This window comes from Bradyrhizobium sp. 14AA (assembly GCF_054185205.1).
Genome location: NZ_JAVAYM010000038.1, coordinates 34,471 through 49,968, shown reverse-complemented (window position 1 = coordinate 49,968; position 15,498 = coordinate 34,471). Strand labels below are relative to the sequence as shown.

The window sequence follows — 15,498 nt, the reverse complement described above, 5'->3', positions numbered from 1 at the left end:
CCTCGCCCATTGCGCCTCGGTCAGCTCATATCGCTTCGCCGCCATCATCTGCTCCGTGTCGAATCACGGAACTCTATGAATCAGCGATCAAACCACTTGGGAATCCTGAATGTCGATCGGCCCTAGGATTCGATGGAGATGGCGGCTGCCGTTTCGCGCAGTGGTGCGACGAAACCGGCGACGGCTTCGTCGAGCGACAGCGCCGATCGGATCCAGATGATCGAGATGCAGCCGAACACGATTTCACCGCGGACGATCGGCACGGCAATCGAGGCCGTCTTCGGATTGTATTCGCCTTCGCTGCGGATCGCGTAACCACGCGCGGCGGTCTCGGCGATCATCCGGTCGAGGCGGCCCTGGTCGAGGAAGGGACGGTCGTCGGCTTCGTCGATCCGTCGCAGATGGCTGACGATGAGGTCGCGCTCGCGCGCCGGGCAGGCGGCGAGATAGGCGCGGCCCGCGGAGGTCCGCAGCATCGGCAGACGCTTGCCGATCATGCCGCGGTCGATCGAGAGCGGGCTGCGGGAATGGGTGGTCTCCTGCACCACCATCGCCGCGTTCTCGTAAGTGCAGAGATCGACCGGCCAGACCAGGGTCTTGCTGAGTTCGGCAAGATATGGCGCCGCCGCCTGGCAGATCACCACGCCGGGATCATAGCCGTCGCCGAGGCTCAGCGCCCGCCGGGTGACGCGAAAGCGGTCGTCGCTGGCGCTGCGCGCGACATAGCCGAGTTCCTCCAGCGTTTCGAGCAGGCGGTAGACGGTCGGGCGGGGCAGGTCGAGCGCGCGGGCGACGTCGCCGGCGCGGATGCCGCCGGAGCGGTTGACCTCCTGGAGTACGTCCAGCCCGCGCTTGAAGGCGCGGACGCCCTCCGACTGCCGCGGCTGTCCGTTCCGCGTCCGCTCCTTGGACACTTCGCATTTCCTCCCTTGTGGCAGATCGCGGCGCGACTATCGTCCTTGCGAACGCGAAGCGATTGCGGGACGCCACCGTAGGATCGTGCGCGGCCGGTATCAAGTTCGCCGCATTGCGGCACACGCGATGCCTTCGGGAGGAATTCGATGGAAATCACCGCGCTTGGCTATATCGGAATCAATTCGTCCGCGATCGACCAATGGAGCCGGATGGCGACCGGGCTGCTCGGCCTGCAGCAGGTCGATCGTGGCGGCAAGATGCGCGCGTTTCGTATGGACGATCGCAAGCAGCGGCTGATCGTGGACGGCAGCAGCGATGACGGCCTGGCGGTGATGGGGTGGGAAGTCCCTTCGACCGTCGAACTCGACCAGTTGGCCGGGCGGTTGGAAGGCCATGGCGTCAGGGTGACGCGTGGCCCACGCGCACTTGCCGATGAACGACATGTCACCGAGCTGATCATTTTCGCCGATCCCGCCGGCAACCGGCTGGAGGCCTTCTGCAAGCCGGAGCTTGCGACCGAGCCGTTCAGGCCGGGCCGTCCGATCTCGGGTTTTCGCACCGGCGCGCTCGGCATGGGGCATGTCGTGCTCAATGTCGAGGATGTCGAGCCGCTGTTGCCGTTCTATCGCGACGTGCTCGGCTTCCACGTCTCCGATTTCGGGCTGAAGCCCTACGGGCTCTATTTCTTCCACGTCAACGGCCGCCACCACTCCTTCGCGATGGTCGGTTCGGGGCGCAGGGCGATGCATCATTTCATGGTCGAGCTCGGCAGCCTCGATGATGTCGGGCAGGGCTACGACCTCGCGCAGCTGGACGACGGCCGCATTGCCTACACGCTGGGCCGTCACACCAACGATCACATGACCTCGTTCTATGTGAACACGCCGTCCGGCTTCTTCATCGAATATGGCTGGGGCGGGCGCGTGATCGATCCCGAGACCTGGCAGCCGCACGAGACCTTTGACGGCCCGTCGCTGTGGGGCCATGAGCGGCTGAACATGCCGGAGGAGCAGCGCAAGCGACTGCGCGACATGCGGCTGGATGCTGCGGCGCGCGGCGTGCGCGTGGCCGATCCGCGCGTGCCGCCGCTCAACTGCGCATGGCTGGATTCCGTGGTCGCGCGCGAATGATCCGCGGCCACGCGCCTCAGGCCTCGCCGAGATCGACCTCGGTCAACAGCCCCTGGCGCAGCGCCAGCCGGACCAGCTCGATGTCGGAGCCGACATCGAGCTTGTCCTTGATGAGGGAATGCAGGTTCGCCACCGTCTTCGGGCTGACATGCAGCGTTGCGGCGATCTCCTCCGTCGTCTTCTCCGCGAGCAGCAGCCGCAGCACCTCGAACTCGCGCGCGGTGAGGACATCGGCGGCGGAGGCTTCGCCGCCGAGCCGGCTCAGCGCGAGCTCATGGTCGATGTCGGGACTGATCGCGATCTTGCCGGCGAGGACGTCCATCACCGCGCGCACAAGGGTCTCAGGCGGGCTGGTCTTGGTGACGTAACCCCTGGCGCCGGCGCGGATCGCCTGCACGGCGAAGCCGGCGTTCTGGTGCATGGTGAAGACGAGGATTCTCGCGCCCTTGTCCCATTGCCTGATGCGCCTGACGGCCTCGATGCCGCCGACGCCGGGCATGCTCAGATCCATGATGACGAGATCGGGCGCCTCGGATTTGAAGAGACGGTAGGCCTCCGCGCCGTCGGCCGCCTCGGCGATGACGCGCAGGCCCGGCTGCTTCTGGAGCACGGAGCGGTAGCCCTCGCGGACCACGGAATGGTCGTCGACCAGCAAGATGGTCGCATCGGCCGCGCTCATGCCGCCTGCTCCAGCACCTGCCGATCGGCGGCCGTGAGCGGGATGACGACGCGCAGTGCGGTACCGCCATTCGGTCCGGTCTCGAAGCTGAGCCGGCCGCGCAGGGCCGCGACGCGCTCGCGCATGCCGAGCAGGCCCATGCCGGATTTGACGGCCGCATCGTTGGGCCGGCCATCGTCCTCGATGGCGAGCGCGATCTCGTTTGCGGCCATCGTCAGATGCAGGCTGACCCTCGTGGCGCCGGCGTGCTTGGCTGCGTTGGTCAGCGCCTCCTGCACGATGCGATAGAGATTGGCGCTGATGGAAGCGGGCAGGTTCTCGACCGCGCCCTCGAAGCGGATGTCGAAGCGGGTCTGGCCGCGGCTGCGGCCGTTCCACCCCGATACCAGGCCTTCGAGGCTCGCAACGAGGCCGAGTTCGTCGACATCGGGCGGCCGCAACCGGAACAGCGCACCGCGCAGCGTCTCCATCATGCCGGTCGCGGTCCGGGCAATGCTGTCGCACTCTCCCAGCAGTTCGGGGCAGTCCTGCGCCGCAGTCTGGCGGGCGGATGCGGCGAGCGCGCGGATCGCGGCCAGCGACTGGCCGAACTCGTCGTGCAGCTCGCGCGCGAGATGGCGGCGCTCCTCGTCCTGGAGCGCGATCAGTTTTCGCGTCAGCTCGCTGCGTTCGGCCAGCGCGGTGTCGAGGCTCTCGGCGAGATGGTTGAAGACGTCGCGGATGGCGGACAGCTCGGCCAGATCGAACGGCGGCAGCCGTGCCGTGAGATCGTTGGCGGCGATGCGCTCCAGGCCGGCGCGGATCATGTGCGTCGGGCGCAGCGCGCGCGCCAGCGCGGCATAGACCAGAGCGCATAACAGCGGCAGCGCGATCGCAAGCGCGATCATCAGGCGGCCGGCCTCGTGCCAGGCCTCGGCCGTCTGCACGGCCGGATCGACCCAGACCACGGCGTCGCCGAGCTTCGCTCCGCGTGCGATCACGGGCCGTACCGCCTCGCGGCCGGGGTCGAACAGGCTGCGATAGAACGCCGCGAACACCTGCGGCGGCGGGTTTGCCGGAGTAGGCGCGCCGCTGCAGAATCGCTGGAGCATGTCGCCGTTCACGCCGCGGACTGCCAGACACAGGCCGGGCGTCATCACGTACGCCGAAACGGGGTCGAGGTTCGGAAAGTCCGAGCGCGGGCTAGCCACCCACTGGACCTTGCCCTGCTGCAGCTCCAGCGACTTCGCCACGATGGCGGCGACACTGTCGATGCGCGCATGTGCCTCGCGGTCAGCGGTCACCAGGAAATAGGCGGAGATCGCGGCGAAGCAGGCGGCCGATATTGCGGCGACGCGCAACGTCAGACGGACCTTGAGATCGAATCTCGGGCGGTTCCACATCGGGGCACCTGGCGCGAACGGAATTGTCGCTCGCGCATTAAACGGCAGATCGCGGGCGGCGGAAAGCCGCTACGGGCCACCGCAGTGCAACGTCGTGAAATTTTCCCGGCACTCGCCGGGACGGGTGCTGCTGCATGGCTTGATATGGCCATCCAGATTTGGGGGCTCCTCCATGACATGAGGCCGGCTGATGCCCCGCTGCCGCTCGATCCTTTCTGCTCTTCTCCTCTTTCTATTCTCGGCATTTCATGCGCCGGCCGGTGCCGAGCCCGCCGTCGGCGTAGCCATGGACGACTTCAGCTATACCGATACGTCGGCCGAGCCGGCCAACCAGACCGCTGCCCACGAGCGGCGGCTGTCGGCGTTCATGGCCGCGCTCAGACGGGACATTGGCGCGGACCGGCGCTACCGCCTGGTGACGTCGGCTCAGGACGGCGCGGCATTCAAGGTCATCGGCGGCATCCAGAAGACGAGCACGCTGGTGCAGTGGGCCAAGGTCGCCGTGATCGACGTTGGCGCCAGGAAGATGGTGATGGACAAGCTCTACACCTTCCGCGGCGACAATGATGAATCATGGGAGCGCGCCGAGATCTTCGTGTCGCGCGAGGTGATGGCGGCGCTCGGAACGCCTGCGCCGATCGCGCTGGCAGTGTTCGATTTCGAGCTCGAGGACACGACCGCCGCTTTGGCGGGCGCTTCAGCCAGCTCGGACGCGTCATACCTCGCCGAGGTCACCGCCAGTGTGCGCGAGGCGCTGGGCCAATCCGGCCGCTACCGCATCGTGGACGTCGGTGGCGCAAGCGGCGAGACGGCGAAGCCCCTGCGGGACTGCAACGGCTGCGAGGCAGCGATGGCGCAAAAGCTCGGTGCGGATCAGTCGCTGATCGGCGTGGTGCGGCGGGTCAGCCGCACCGAATACACGCTCGGCTTCCAGGTTCGCGACGCCAGGACCGGCGCGGTGCTGGCGCGCGCCGACAGCGGCCTGCGCCTGGGCGCAGACTATTCCTGGAAGCGCGGAGCCGTACGGCTGGTCAGCGACCGGCTGATCGAGAGCCAGCAGGCCGCCGACGCGCCTAAAAGGTAAGCTGCACCTTCATCGACTGCGAGCGGTCGCTGGCGAGCTCGAAGGCGGCGACCGCGTTCTCGAACGGCATGGTCGCCGTGATCAGCGGCTTGACGTCGATCAGGCCTTCGCCCATCAGCCGCACCGCGAGCTCGAACTCGGGGTCGAAGCGGAAGGTACCGCGGAGCTGCAACTCCTTGGCGACGATGGCGTTGATCGGCAGCGTCATCTCGCCGCCGAGGCCGAGCTGCACCAGCGTTGCGCCGGGCCGCAGCACGTCCAGCGCGGTGCGAAGCGCAGCCTGATTGCCGGAGGCTTCGAACAGCGTGTCGAACACGCCCTTGCCGGCGCGCCACGGGTCGAGCGCTGTGGGGTTCGTTGCGACGTTGATGGCGTGACTGGCGCCGAGCTTCCGGGCGACCGCGAGCGGCGCCTCGGCAACGTCGGTCACCACGATCTCGGCGGCGCCGCCGAAACGGGACACAAGAATCATCAGCGCGCCGATCGGGCCGCAGCCGGTGATGAGCACACGCTTGCCGAGCAGGGGGCCGGCCTGCCTGCCGGCATGCAGGCACACCGCGAGCGGTTCAGCGACCGCAGCTTCCGCCAGCGAAAGCTTGTCGGCGATCGGCACGGCCTGCGTCGCGTCGACCGTGATGAATTCGCGAAAACCGCCCTGCACATGCGGAAAGCGCATCGCGCTGCCGAGGAAGCGCATGTCGAGGCACTGGTTGCGCATGCCCTCCTGGCAATGCAGGCACTGGCCGCACGGCCTGCTCGGATTGACCGCAACCCGCGTGCCTGCCTTCACGCCGGTGACGCCGTCACCGACATCGGCGACCACGCCGGCGATCTCGTGGCCCAGCGCCATCGGCTGCTGGATGCGGACGACGCCGAAGCCACCGTGATGGTAGTAATGCAGGTCGGAGCCGCAGATGCCGCCATTGGCGATCTTGACGCGGACTTCGCCCGGGCCGGGCGCGGCGTCCGGATAGAGGTCGATCCGCAGGTCCTTCGGTGCGTGAATGACGACGGCGCGCATGGCTGCTGTTCCCCTGTTCGCGATCACATCGCGGCGATCATGCCGCCATCGACATAGATGATCTGGCCGTTGACGTAAGTGGAGGCGTCGGAGGCGAGGAAGATCGCCGCGCCCACCAGCTCGTCCGGCTTGCCCCAGCGCTTCGAGGGGACGCGGCCCATCAGCCAGTTGTTGAAATCGGTGTTGTTGACCAGCGCTTCGTTCATGTCGGTCAGCATGTAGCCAGGGCCGATCGCGTTGGCCTGGATGCCGTGCTGAGCCCATTCCACCGCCATCGAGCGGGTGAGATTCTTGATGCCGCCCTTGGCTGCGGTGTAGGGGGCGATGGTCGGGCGGGCGAGCTCGCTGCCGAGCGAGCCGATATTGATGATCTTGCCGTGCTTGCGCGGGATCATCCGCTTGGCCGCCTCGCGGCCGATCACGAAGGCGCTGGTGAGGTTGGTCTCGATCACCTTGCGCCACTCGTCGGTGGTGAATTCCACCAGCGGCTTGCGGTGCTGGATGCCGGCATTGTTGACGACGATGTCGACGGCGATGCCCTTCTTGTCGAAGTCGTTGAACGCCGCGACGATGGCGGGCTCGTCGGTGACGTTGAACGCTGCGCCTTCGGCCTGATGCCCGGCGGCGCGAAATTCGGCCACGGCCTGCTCGACGCGCTTGGGATCGACGCCGTTGACGATGATCCTGGCGCCGGCCTTCGCCATGCCCTCGGCGATGGCGCGGCCGAGGCCCCGGGAGGAGCCGGTCACCAGCGCGGTGCGGCCGGAGAGATCGAAAAGGGAGGTGCTCATCTCGGGAAATCCTCAAGCGTTGGAGCGGCGCACGATCAGATCGGAGCGCTCGAATACGGCGGGCAGAAGGTCGACGCCAAGGCCGGGACCCTCCATCGGGAAGACGTAGCCGTCCTTGATGACGGGCATCGTGGTGACGAGCTCGTTGTACCAGCCCTTGTAGAAGGCGCGTACCGATTCCTGGATCAGCGTGTTGGGCTGGCTGAACGACATGTGGATGGCCGCGATGAAGCCGATCGGGCCGATGCAGTCGTGCGGCGCGAACGGCCGGTGATAGGTCTCCGCCATTGCGGCGATCTTGCGGCCCTCGGTGAGGCCGCCGGTCCAGCACAGATCTGCCATCACCACATGCATGGCGTCGCGGTCGAGCATGTCCTTGTAGGGGAAGCGCGAACCCAGCGTCTCGCTGGCGCAGACCCAGACGTCGGTCGAGCGGGCATATTCGGCCAGCGCCTGCGGCGAGTTCATGCGGATCGGATCTTCGTACCAGGTCGGCTTGTAAGGCTCGAGCGCGCGCGCGATCTGCTTGGCGGTCGGCAGGTTCCACAGCGAGTGGAGCTCGACCATGATCTCCATCTTGTCGCCGACCGCTTTGCGGATCTTCTCGAACGGCTCGATCGCCTGCTTCATCTGGGCGGCGGTGATGTAGAGGCCCTTGTTCTCCTGCGCCGCCGGATCGAACGGCCAGATCTTCATCGCGGAGATGCCGCTCTCCAGCAGGCTTTCGGCCAGCGCATCGGCGTGGTTCATGAAGCCATCGAGGTCTTCATAGGGGCCCTTGGAGGCCCCGAGATTCCAGTTCGCGACCGGGCTGATGTTGGTCGAGCGGACATATTGCGTGCCGGCGCAGGTGTTGTAGATGCGCTGCTTGTCGCGGCAGAGGCCGCCGAGCATCTGGTGCACCGGCTGATTGCAGACCTTGCCGAACAGATCCCACAGCGCGATGTCGATCGCGGAGGCTGCGCGATACTCGACGCCGGTGGAGGACTGCGCCATCGGCAGGTTCAGCATGTCGCGATGGATGGCTTCGATGTGCAGGGGATTGCGGCCGAGCAGGCGGCCGGCAAACGTGTCGTGGATCTGCGCCTCGACCGCGCCTGCGCCATAGAAGGTCTCGCCGAGACCGATCATGCCCGTGTCGGTGTGGACGCGCACCCAGATGACGTTGGAGAATTCCTCGGTGCGCAGTGTCTCGATCGACGTGATCTTCACGGCAATTGCCTCCCATCACAGGCGCATTGCGCCGGCTTGTTTTCATTTCGCGCTGCAACATGTTGCAGGTCGTGCGGAAGTCTTACGCCCGCTTGTAATATATCACAACATGTTTTAAGGGTGCCACAAACAAAGCGCCACCCTGCAACGAGAGCGCGGGCTGACGGGAGAGGACAACATGGCACGGCGCAAGCGAGCGCTCGAGGTGGTGAGAAACGATGACGACGGCGAGGGCAAGCCCTCGCGGCGCAATCGGCTCAACTTCTTCGAGCTAGCCTATCAGAAGATCGAAGAGCTCCTCGTTCATTGCGAGCTCAAGCCCGGTCAGTTCATGACCATGCTGGAGTTGCAGCAGATCACCGGCTTCGGCCGCACGCCTGTGCATCACGCCGTCAATCGTCTCTCCGCCGACACGCTCATCATCATCCGCCCGCGCCACGGCCTGCACATCGCGCCGATCGATCTGGCGCGCGAGCGCATGCTGCTCGGCCTGCGCCGCGACATGGAGCGTTTCGTGATCCGCCTCGCGGCCGATCGCGCCAGCCTCTCGCATCGCAATCAGGCGCTGCATATCGAGCGTCTGCTGCGCGAGCGCCGCGCCAGCCTCACGCTCGACGAATTCAATCATATCGACCGCCGCATCGACGCGCTGGTGCTGGAGGCGGCCGGCGAGCCGTTCCTGGTGCACACGCTGCGGCCGCTGCACACGCTGTACCGCCGCATCGGCTACATCCATCACCGCTTCATGCCGGGCCAGGCGGATCTGTCAGGCACGATCGATCACCATCTCGCCATTCTCAATGCCGTCGCCAGCCGCCGCGTCGACGAGGCAGTGAAGGCGAGCGATGCACTGATCGACTACATGGGCGAAATGTTCACAGGCATGGAGGCGGGGATCGACCCGCGCCTGCTCGATTGCAGCATCGAGCCGCTGCTCGGCACGTAGAGAGTTTTTGAAGAGAGGACCAGAGATGTCAACGATGGCGATGCCACAACCGACCGTGAACGAAGCCGCGGTCCGCTACCTCATCACGAACTACAGTCCCAAGGGCAACAAGGTCGGCTGGCTGATGATGGCCTCGATCCTGGTCGAAGCCTGGGACCTCTATTCGATCGCCTTCGTGCTGATCTTCATCAAGGAGCAGTACAATCCCACGGCCCTGATGCTCGGCCTTGCCGCAGCGGGCACGCAAGGTGGCGCCCTGATCGGCGCGATCCTCGGCGGCTGGCTGTCCGACAAGATCGGACGCCGCGTCATGTTCCTGGTGACGATGGTGATGTTCATCGTGCTGGCGCTGGCGCAGGCCTTCGTGCCTGACGTCACCTGGCTCATCGTGATCCGCTTCCTGCTCGGCATTCCGCTCGGCTCCGACATCTCGACCGGCTACACCTACATCATGGAATCCATGGCGAAGGGCGAGCGCGAGGTCATGGGCAACCGCTGGCAGTTCATGTTCGCCGTCGGCGAGGTCATGACCATCGGCGTCATCGTGATCTTCCTCTTGATCGACATGCAGCACGAGATGCTGTGGCGCGTGACACTCGGGCTCGGCGCGGTGCCGGCGCTGATCATCCTTCTCATGCGCCACGACGTGCCGGAGACGGCGGTGTGGCTGGTGCAGAAGGGGCGCTATCGCGAGGCCAAGCGGGTCGCGCGCGAGATGTTCAACGACAATCTCGACATGCTGCCGGACCAGGATGTGGTGGTTCCGAAGACCAGCACGCGTGCGTTCCTCGCCGACCTCAAGAAGGATCCGATCCGCTGGCGCGCCACGGTCTACGGCTGGATCGCTTGTTTCACCCAGGCGAGCGAGTTCTCGACCTTCGCGTTCTACCTGCCGGTGCTGTTCGTGATGGTCGGCGTATCGAGCGTGCTCGGCATCAATCTGGTGACGATGGCGCTGTTCTCCTTCGCCGCGCTGTCCGGCTGGGTCGGCCCGCTGCTGACGCCGAAGATCGGTCACCGCGGCATCGCGATCGCCGGCTTCTCGATTGTGATGGCCTCGCTGCTGGTCGCAGCCTTCGCGCTCTACACCGACAACAAGATCCTGCTGCCGTTCGCGGCCGCCGCGATGCTGTGGGGCCATTATTGGGATGCGTCGAACTGCATGACGATCCCGACCATGGTCGCCAAGCCCCAATATCGCGGCACCGCCAGCGGCTTCGCCTACATGTTCGTGAAGCTGCCGTCGTTCCTGGCGATCTTCCTGTTTCCGACGGTGTTCGCCGCGATCGGGCAGGCGAACGCCACGCTGATGGTCGCGATCTTCCCGCTGATCGGATTGCTCGCCGCAATCTTCATCCTGCCGGAAGTCTATGGCTACGAGAACGACTGACGATGCGTGACCCGGTCGCGGCCGTCATGGCCGCGACCGAGGCCTCCTTGGGACGAGCCGCGCCGGCGGCTACGGGCTCAGGAAGGTCGGGTCGATTCCGACGCCATGACCGAGCAGGCCGATCGCCTGCAGCTGGGCGGCGTGGAGGTCGATCTGAACGATGGCGAACAGGACGAGCAGCGCCACTGCGGAATAGACCAGCAGGGGATGGGACGTCTCGGCCCGGTTCTGGTTCGGCGTGGTGAAGCCCTGAATCGCGCGGCGCAGGGAGAAGCCCCGCGGCAATGCTCTCGATTGAATCTGCATGATGAACCTTCCTTGCCGCGCCATATCCGTCTGACCTGCGCGACAATGGAATTCTAGCCGTGGCGTCGCCGGCGGCATTGATGCACCGCAAATAACTGCGCTTGATCTCGAAGGCTGGCTCGGCAGTCGCTACCTGATCGCCGCCGCCAGCGCCGCGATCAAAGCGGGCGGCGTCACCAGCAGGCCGAGCTTGAGGAACGGCCAGGCGCTGACCTCGATCTTCTCCCGCCGGAGCGCGACGAGCCAGAGGATGGTGGCGAGCGAGCCTGTTACCGACAGATTGGGTCCGAGGGTGACGCCGATCAGGATCGCGCTGACGACGGGGGCGGGCAAATGATCGCTCGCGGCGACCGAGCCGGCGACGAGGCCCACGGGGAGGTTGTTGGCGATGTTGTCGGCGATGGCGGTGGCAATGCCGACGCTCCAGGCAGCTTTCGGGACCGACTGCGCCACCGCCTCGTGCAGCAACGCGCTGAGCCGCCCGATCACGCCGGTCTTCACCAATGCTTCCACCATGACGAAGAGCCCGCCGACCAGCGGCAGCACGCTCCAGGACACGCCGCGCAGCACCGGCCAAGGCGATTGTCGGCTGAGTAACAGCACGATCGCGGCCGTTACGCCGCCGCAGATGAAGGTCGGCAGGCCCAGTGGCTTGTCCAGCGCTGACGCCGTGACCAGCACGATTGCGATCGCGACGATGCCTATGGCCGTCAGCTTGCCGCCACGGCCGAGCTTTGGATGCGGCACGCGGTGCGCAATCGTCTCTTCCTTCAGCGCGCGGTGCTGGGTCAGGCGCAGCACCACGTAAGTGAGCAGGATCGAGGCCGCCGAGGGCAGGGCGAACAGGCGCAGCCATTCGGTGAGCTCGGGCATGCGCGCGCCGAACACGACGAGATTGGCGGGATTGGAGATCGGCAGGACGAAGCTAGCGGCATTCGCAATGAAGGCGCAGACGAAGAGATAAGGCAGCGGCTTTGCGCCGGCCGCACGCGTCGCGGCATAGACGGCGGGCGTCAGCACGATCGCGGTGGCATCGTTGGAGAGCAGCACGGTGACGAGCGTGCCGACGAGATAGATCAGCAGGAACAGCCGCTGCGGCGAGCCGGCCGCGTATTCCACCGCAAGCGCGGCGAGATAGTCGAACAGGCCTTCGAGCCGCGCCAGCTCCGCAATCAGCATCATGCCGATCAGGAAGAGATAGACGTCGACGCCTTTCCCGATGCCTGTGAGCGCATCCTGCCACGGCAGCAGGCCGAGCAGGACGAGGGCGCTCGCACCGATCACGGCCCAGATCGCCTCCGGCAGCCGAAAAGGGCGGATGATGACGCCTGCGGTGGTGGCGACGATGATGCTCCAGGCCCAGAGGGCGTCAGACGGCACGGTCGGCAAGGTGATCTCCAGAAACCGCCCCTGACTACCGTTCCCCGGATCAATCCGCCAGCCTCAAAACTTGACCGCCAGCAGCACCGCGCCGGCGCCGATCATGGCGATGCCGAGCCAGCCTTGGCCCGTCGGACGCTCGCCGAGGAAAGCGAAGGCGAAGAGGGCGACGAGGACGACGCTGAGCTTGTCGATCGGCGCCACCAGCGTGGCGGGTCCGAGCTTCAGCGCCCGGAAATAGCAGAGCCAGGAGGCACCGGTCGCAAGTCCCGACAGCACCAGAAACAGCCAGGTTCTCGACGAGACCGCCGACGGCACCGCGAACTGGCCGGTGAAGAACAGCAGCACCGAGAAGGCGAGCAGCACAACGATTGTGCGGATGAACGTCGCCAGATCCGGATTGATGTTCTCGACGCCGACCTTGGCGAAGATCGCGGTCAACGCGGCAAAGCAGGCGGACAGCAGCGCCCAGGTCTGCCAGGCGGAGAGGAGGGCGGGTTTCATGGGATCCACGTTCCGCTGTCGTCCCGGCGAAGGCCGGGACCCATACTCCGTGGAGAAGTGTGGCTTGAGATGGTCATTGGCAGCCTTCGTCACACATGCATTTGTGGTTATGGGTCCCGGCCCCCCGCGCGCCCTTGCGCGCTAGGCCGGGACGACGCCGTGAGTGCTGCCTGCACTCACCTTACCACCGACAACTTCTCCGTGATCGCCTTGCGCAGAATGCGCGACAGTGCCTCCACCGAATACGGCTTCTGGATCAGCTCGAATCCACGATGCGCGTTTTCGGCGAGCACGTTGCTGTAGCCGGAGGTGAGCACGACGGGCAGACCCGGGTAGCGCTCGCGGATGATGCCGGCGAGCTCGACGCCGTTCATGCCGGGCATGATCACGTCGGAGAACACGAGGTCGACGGCGAATTCGTTCTCGCCGAGGATGGCGAGGGCCGCATTGGCGTCGGCGACGCGGCGGACGACATAGCCGAGATCTTCCAGGAGCTCGGTCGAGAAGCGGCCGACCTCGTCATCGTCCTCGACCACCAGCACGCGATAGCCGCGCCCGGTGGCCGCGGCCTCATAGGTCAGCGCCGCGGCTTCCTTGTCCGTCGCCGGGCTTTGTGCCTGCGGCAGATAGATGGTGAAGGTGGCGCCTTTGCCTTGCGTGCTCGTCACCGCGACGTCGCCCTCGGACTGCTGTGCAAAACCAAAGGCCTGGCTGAGACCGAGGCCAGTGCCCTTGCCCACCTCCTTGGTGGTGAAGAACGGCTCGAAGATCAAGTCGAGATGCTCCGGCGCGATGCCGCTGCCGGTGTCGGTGACCGAAATGGCGACATAGTCGCCGCCGCGTGCCGATTGTGCGCGCAGGCCGGGGATGCCGTGGACCTTGCGCACGGCGATGGTGAGGCGGCCTTCGCCGTCCATGGCATCGCGGGCGTTGATGGCGAGGTTGATCAGCGCGGTCTCGAACTGGGCGACGTCGGCTACCGTGAAACAGTCGGCGTCGTGGACCTCCACCGCGATCTCGATGCGGGCTCCGACCAGCGGCCGGACCAGTTGGGCCACACCTTCGACCTGGCTGCCGACGTTGAAGATCTGCGGCTTCAGCGGCTGGCGCCGCGCGAACGCCAGCAGCTGCGCGGTCAGTTTCGACGCGCGCTCGACGGTGTCGGAGATGGCGTCGACATAGCGGCGGCGGCGTTCTTCCGGCAGCTCGCGGCGGCGCAGGAAGTCGGTGGCCGAGCGGATGATGGTGAGGAGGTTGTTGAAGTCGTGTGCAACGCCGCCGGTAAGCTGGCCGATCGCCTCCATCTTCTGCGACTGCCGCAGCGCTTCTTCGCCGCGGCGACGCTCGGTGATGTCGACGGCCTCGGGCACCGCGCCGGTGATGTTGCCGTGACGGTCGAGCACGGGGCGCATGCCGAACTCGAAATCGCGCTCGCCGACGGGAAGGCGCAGGCGCATCTCCAGCCGCACCGCTTCGCCCTCGAGCACGGTGTGAAAGGCCTCGCGCACCAGTGCGCCCATGCCTTCCGTCGCGCTGAACCACGGCGTCTCCCACAACGGCTTTCCGATCACGTCCGAAGAGCTCGCCCTGATGCCGTCGAGTGCAGTCTTGTTGGCGTAGAGCAGCTCGCCGCTGAGATTGACCAGGCCCTGATACTGGTTGCTGGTCTCCAGGATCGCGCGTAGCCGCGCCTCGTTGGATTCGAGCTCGGCGGTGCGCTGGGCGATGCGTTCTTCCAGCGTCTCGTTGAGCCGCCGGAGCTCGATCTCGGCCTGCTTGGCCACGGTGATGTCGTGGGCAACGCCGATGAATCCGATATGCTTGCCGGTCGGGTCCCAGCGCGGCTGCGATTCCGAGCGCAGCCAGCGCCATTCGCCGCTGGCGTTCTTGTAGCGCGCTTCCAGCACGAACGGTTTTAGCGATGCTTCACCCTGGACGGACTGCTGGAGCACATGCGGCAGGTCGTCCGGATGCAGCACCTTGCGCCAGTCGAAGTCGATGGCCTGATCGTAGGGCAGGCCGACGAAGTCGACGTAGGCCTGGTTGGCGAAGGAACGCTTGCGGTCGAGCTTGGTCACCCAGATCGGCACCGGCGCGCTGTCGGCGATCAGCCGGAAGCGTTCCTCGCTCTCGCGCAGCGTTTCGCGGGCAAGCATCTGGTCGGTGATGTCGAAGTCGGCGCCCACGAGCCGGAGCGCGCGGCCATCCTTGTCGCGCTCGATCTTGGCGACGACGCGGATCCAGCGGGTCTCGCGGTCGTTCGATCGTAGGATGCGGTATTCGTCGGAATAGTCGTAGCTCTCGCTCTTCAGGGTGTCGAAGAGCTGCTTGACCGTCCGCTGGCGATCCTCCGGGTGAATCCTGGCGACCCAATCCTCATAGGTTTCGCCGGTCGCTTCGGGGGGCAGGCCGTGCACCAGCAGATATTCGGGCGAACGGCGGTTCTTGAAGCCTTCGCGGAGGTCGACTTCGAGACCGCCGACCTTGCCGATGCGCTGAATGCGCGCGAGCTCGGCCTCGCGCTCCTGAAGCGCACGATAGGCGTTGTCGCGCTCGCGCGCGACATCTTCGAGGTGTTGGCGCAACCTTTCGGCGGCGATGGTCTCGGGCAAGGGATCGTTCAAGGCGTCGGCCGTCGTGATGCGTGAGCGCACATGCCAATCTGATATTCACACAGACGGAGCGCGATAGCCATCACTCAGAAGGCAATTTGCAGGGAAAGACGGACTGTGCGGGTATCAACGAAACGCCGGGTCTG

Annotated in this window: 14 protein-coding genes; 4 read left to right on the top strand and 10 right to left on the bottom strand. The window is 65.9% G+C overall.

The features are described 5' to 3' along the window. Positions 1-122: 122 nt before the first annotated feature. On the bottom strand, positions 123-914 hold the full coding sequence (locus RAD15_RS40055) for a DNA-binding transcriptional regulator (protein WP_458184209.1): 792 nt from the start codon (positions 912-914) through the stop codon (positions 123-125). Positions 915-1,061: 147 nt separating this feature from the next. On the opposite strand from RAD15_RS40055, the gene RAD15_RS40050 reads away from it, so the two are divergent. After that, entirely contained in the window at positions 1,062-2,045 is a 984-nt protein-coding gene (locus tag RAD15_RS40050) for a VOC family protein (protein ID WP_458184208.1), read from the top strand. Between the two features lie 16 nt (positions 2,046-2,061). On the opposite strand, the gene RAD15_RS40045 is transcribed toward RAD15_RS40050, so the two are convergent. After that, positions 2,062-2,724 carry a response regulator gene (locus RAD15_RS40045; protein ID WP_458184207.1) on the bottom strand — a complete coding sequence of 221 codons (663 nt, stop codon included), beginning with the start codon at positions 2,722-2,724 and terminating at the stop codon, positions 2,062-2,064. Continuing rightward, on the bottom strand, positions 2,721-4,106 hold the full coding sequence (locus RAD15_RS40040; protein WP_458184206.1) for a histidine kinase: 1,386 nt from the start codon (positions 4,104-4,106) through the stop codon (positions 2,721-2,723). Before RAD15_RS40040 ends, RAD15_RS40045 begins: the two co-directional genes overlap by 4 nt. Positions 4,107-4,296: 190 nt before the next feature. Here RAD15_RS40040 and RAD15_RS40035 point away from each other — a divergent pair, with 190 nt between their 5' ends. Then, positions 4,297-5,190, top strand: coding sequence for a DUF3280 domain-containing protein (locus tag RAD15_RS40035; RefSeq protein WP_458184205.1), 894 nt, complete (start codon positions 4,297-4,299; stop codon positions 5,188-5,190). Here the strand turns inward: RAD15_RS40035 and RAD15_RS40030 are convergent. Genes RAD15_RS40030 through RAD15_RS40020 form a run of 3 tightly spaced genes read right to left on the bottom strand, consistent with a single transcriptional unit; the run spans position 5,180 to position 8,214 of the window. After that, the gene (locus tag RAD15_RS40030) at positions 5,180-6,211 is read right to left on the bottom strand and encodes an L-idonate 5-dehydrogenase (protein ID WP_458184204.1); all 1,032 of its coding nucleotides are present in this window, start codon (positions 6,209-6,211) and stop codon (positions 5,180-5,182) included. The two genes, RAD15_RS40035 and RAD15_RS40030, sit on opposite strands and share 11 nt — an antisense overlap. A 23-nt stretch (positions 6,212-6,234) precedes the next feature. After that, positions 6,235-7,002: an SDR family oxidoreductase gene (locus RAD15_RS40025; protein WP_458184203.1), complete on the bottom strand. Its 768-nt coding sequence runs from the start codon at positions 7,000-7,002 to the stop codon at positions 6,235-6,237. A gap of 12 nt (positions 7,003-7,014) precedes the next feature. Further along, complete coding sequence (locus tag RAD15_RS40020; RefSeq protein WP_458184202.1) at positions 7,015-8,214, bottom strand: mandelate racemase/muconate lactonizing enzyme family protein; 1,200 nt, start codon at positions 8,212-8,214, stop codon at positions 7,015-7,017. A gap of 178 nt (positions 8,215-8,392) precedes the next feature. Here RAD15_RS40020 and RAD15_RS40015 point away from each other — a divergent pair, with 178 nt between their 5' ends. Continuing rightward, complete coding sequence (locus RAD15_RS40015; RefSeq protein WP_458184201.1) at positions 8,393-9,160, top strand: GntR family transcriptional regulator; 768 nt, start codon at positions 8,393-8,395, stop codon at positions 9,158-9,160. Positions 9,161-9,185: 25 nt separating this feature from the next. Then, complete coding sequence (locus tag RAD15_RS40010; protein WP_458184200.1) at positions 9,186-10,550, top strand: MFS transporter; 1,365 nt, start codon at positions 9,186-9,188, stop codon at positions 10,548-10,550. A 69-nt stretch (positions 10,551-10,619) separates the two neighbouring features. Here RAD15_RS40010 and RAD15_RS40005 read toward each other — a convergent pair whose 3' ends face one another. From RAD15_RS40005 to RAD15_RS39990, 4 genes are all read right to left on the bottom strand, one after another. Beyond that, a complete protein-coding gene (locus RAD15_RS40005) occupies positions 10,620-10,856 on the bottom strand; it encodes a hypothetical protein (RefSeq protein ID WP_458184199.1) in 237 nt (78 codons plus the stop codon). A gap of 129 nt (positions 10,857-10,985) precedes the next feature. Then, positions 10,986-12,236, bottom strand: coding sequence for an arsenic transporter (locus RAD15_RS40000; RefSeq protein ID WP_458184211.1), 1,251 nt, complete (start codon positions 12,234-12,236; stop codon positions 10,986-10,988). Positions 12,237-12,299: 63 nt separating this feature from the next. Continuing rightward, positions 12,300-12,740 (bottom strand): EamA family transporter, encoded by a 441-nt coding sequence (locus tag RAD15_RS39995; protein WP_458184198.1) that lies wholly within the window; start codon positions 12,738-12,740, stop codon positions 12,300-12,302. 176 nt (positions 12,741-12,916) lie between these two features. Further along, positions 12,917-15,394: a PAS domain S-box protein gene (locus RAD15_RS39990; protein WP_458184197.1), complete on the bottom strand. Its 2,478-nt coding sequence runs from the start codon at positions 15,392-15,394 to the stop codon at positions 12,917-12,919. Positions 15,395-15,498: the final 104 nt, after the last annotated feature.

Coding starts and splice junctions, on each gene's coding strand:
- RAD15_RS40050 (WP_458184208.1), top strand. CDS start 1,062: ATGGAAATCACCGCGCTTGGCTATATCGGAATCAATTCGTCCGCGATC.
- RAD15_RS40045 (WP_458184207.1), bottom strand. CDS start 2,724: ATGAGCGCGGCCGATGCGACCATCTTGCTGGTCGACGACCATTCCGTG.
- RAD15_RS40040 (WP_458184206.1), bottom strand. CDS start 4,106: ATGTGGAACCGCCCGAGATTCGATCTCAAGGTCCGTCTGACGTTGCGC.
- RAD15_RS40035 (WP_458184205.1), top strand. CDS start 4,297: ATGCCCCGCTGCCGCTCGATCCTTTCTGCTCTTCTCCTCTTTCTATTC.
- RAD15_RS40030 (WP_458184204.1), bottom strand. CDS start 6,211: ATGCGCGCCGTCGTCATTCACGCACCGAAGGACCTGCGGATCGACCTC.
- RAD15_RS40025 (WP_458184203.1), bottom strand. CDS start 7,002: ATGAGCACCTCCCTTTTCGATCTCTCCGGCCGCACCGCGCTGGTGACC.
- RAD15_RS40015 (WP_458184201.1), top strand. CDS start 8,393: ATGGCACGGCGCAAGCGAGCGCTCGAGGTGGTGAGAAACGATGACGAC.
- RAD15_RS40010 (WP_458184200.1), top strand. CDS start 9,186: ATGTCAACGATGGCGATGCCACAACCGACCGTGAACGAAGCCGCGGTC.
- RAD15_RS40005 (WP_458184199.1), bottom strand. CDS start 10,856: ATGCAGATTCAATCGAGAGCATTGCCGCGGGGCTTCTCCCTGCGCCGC.
- RAD15_RS39995 (WP_458184198.1), bottom strand. CDS start 12,740: ATGAAACCCGCCCTCCTCTCCGCCTGGCAGACCTGGGCGCTGCTGTCC.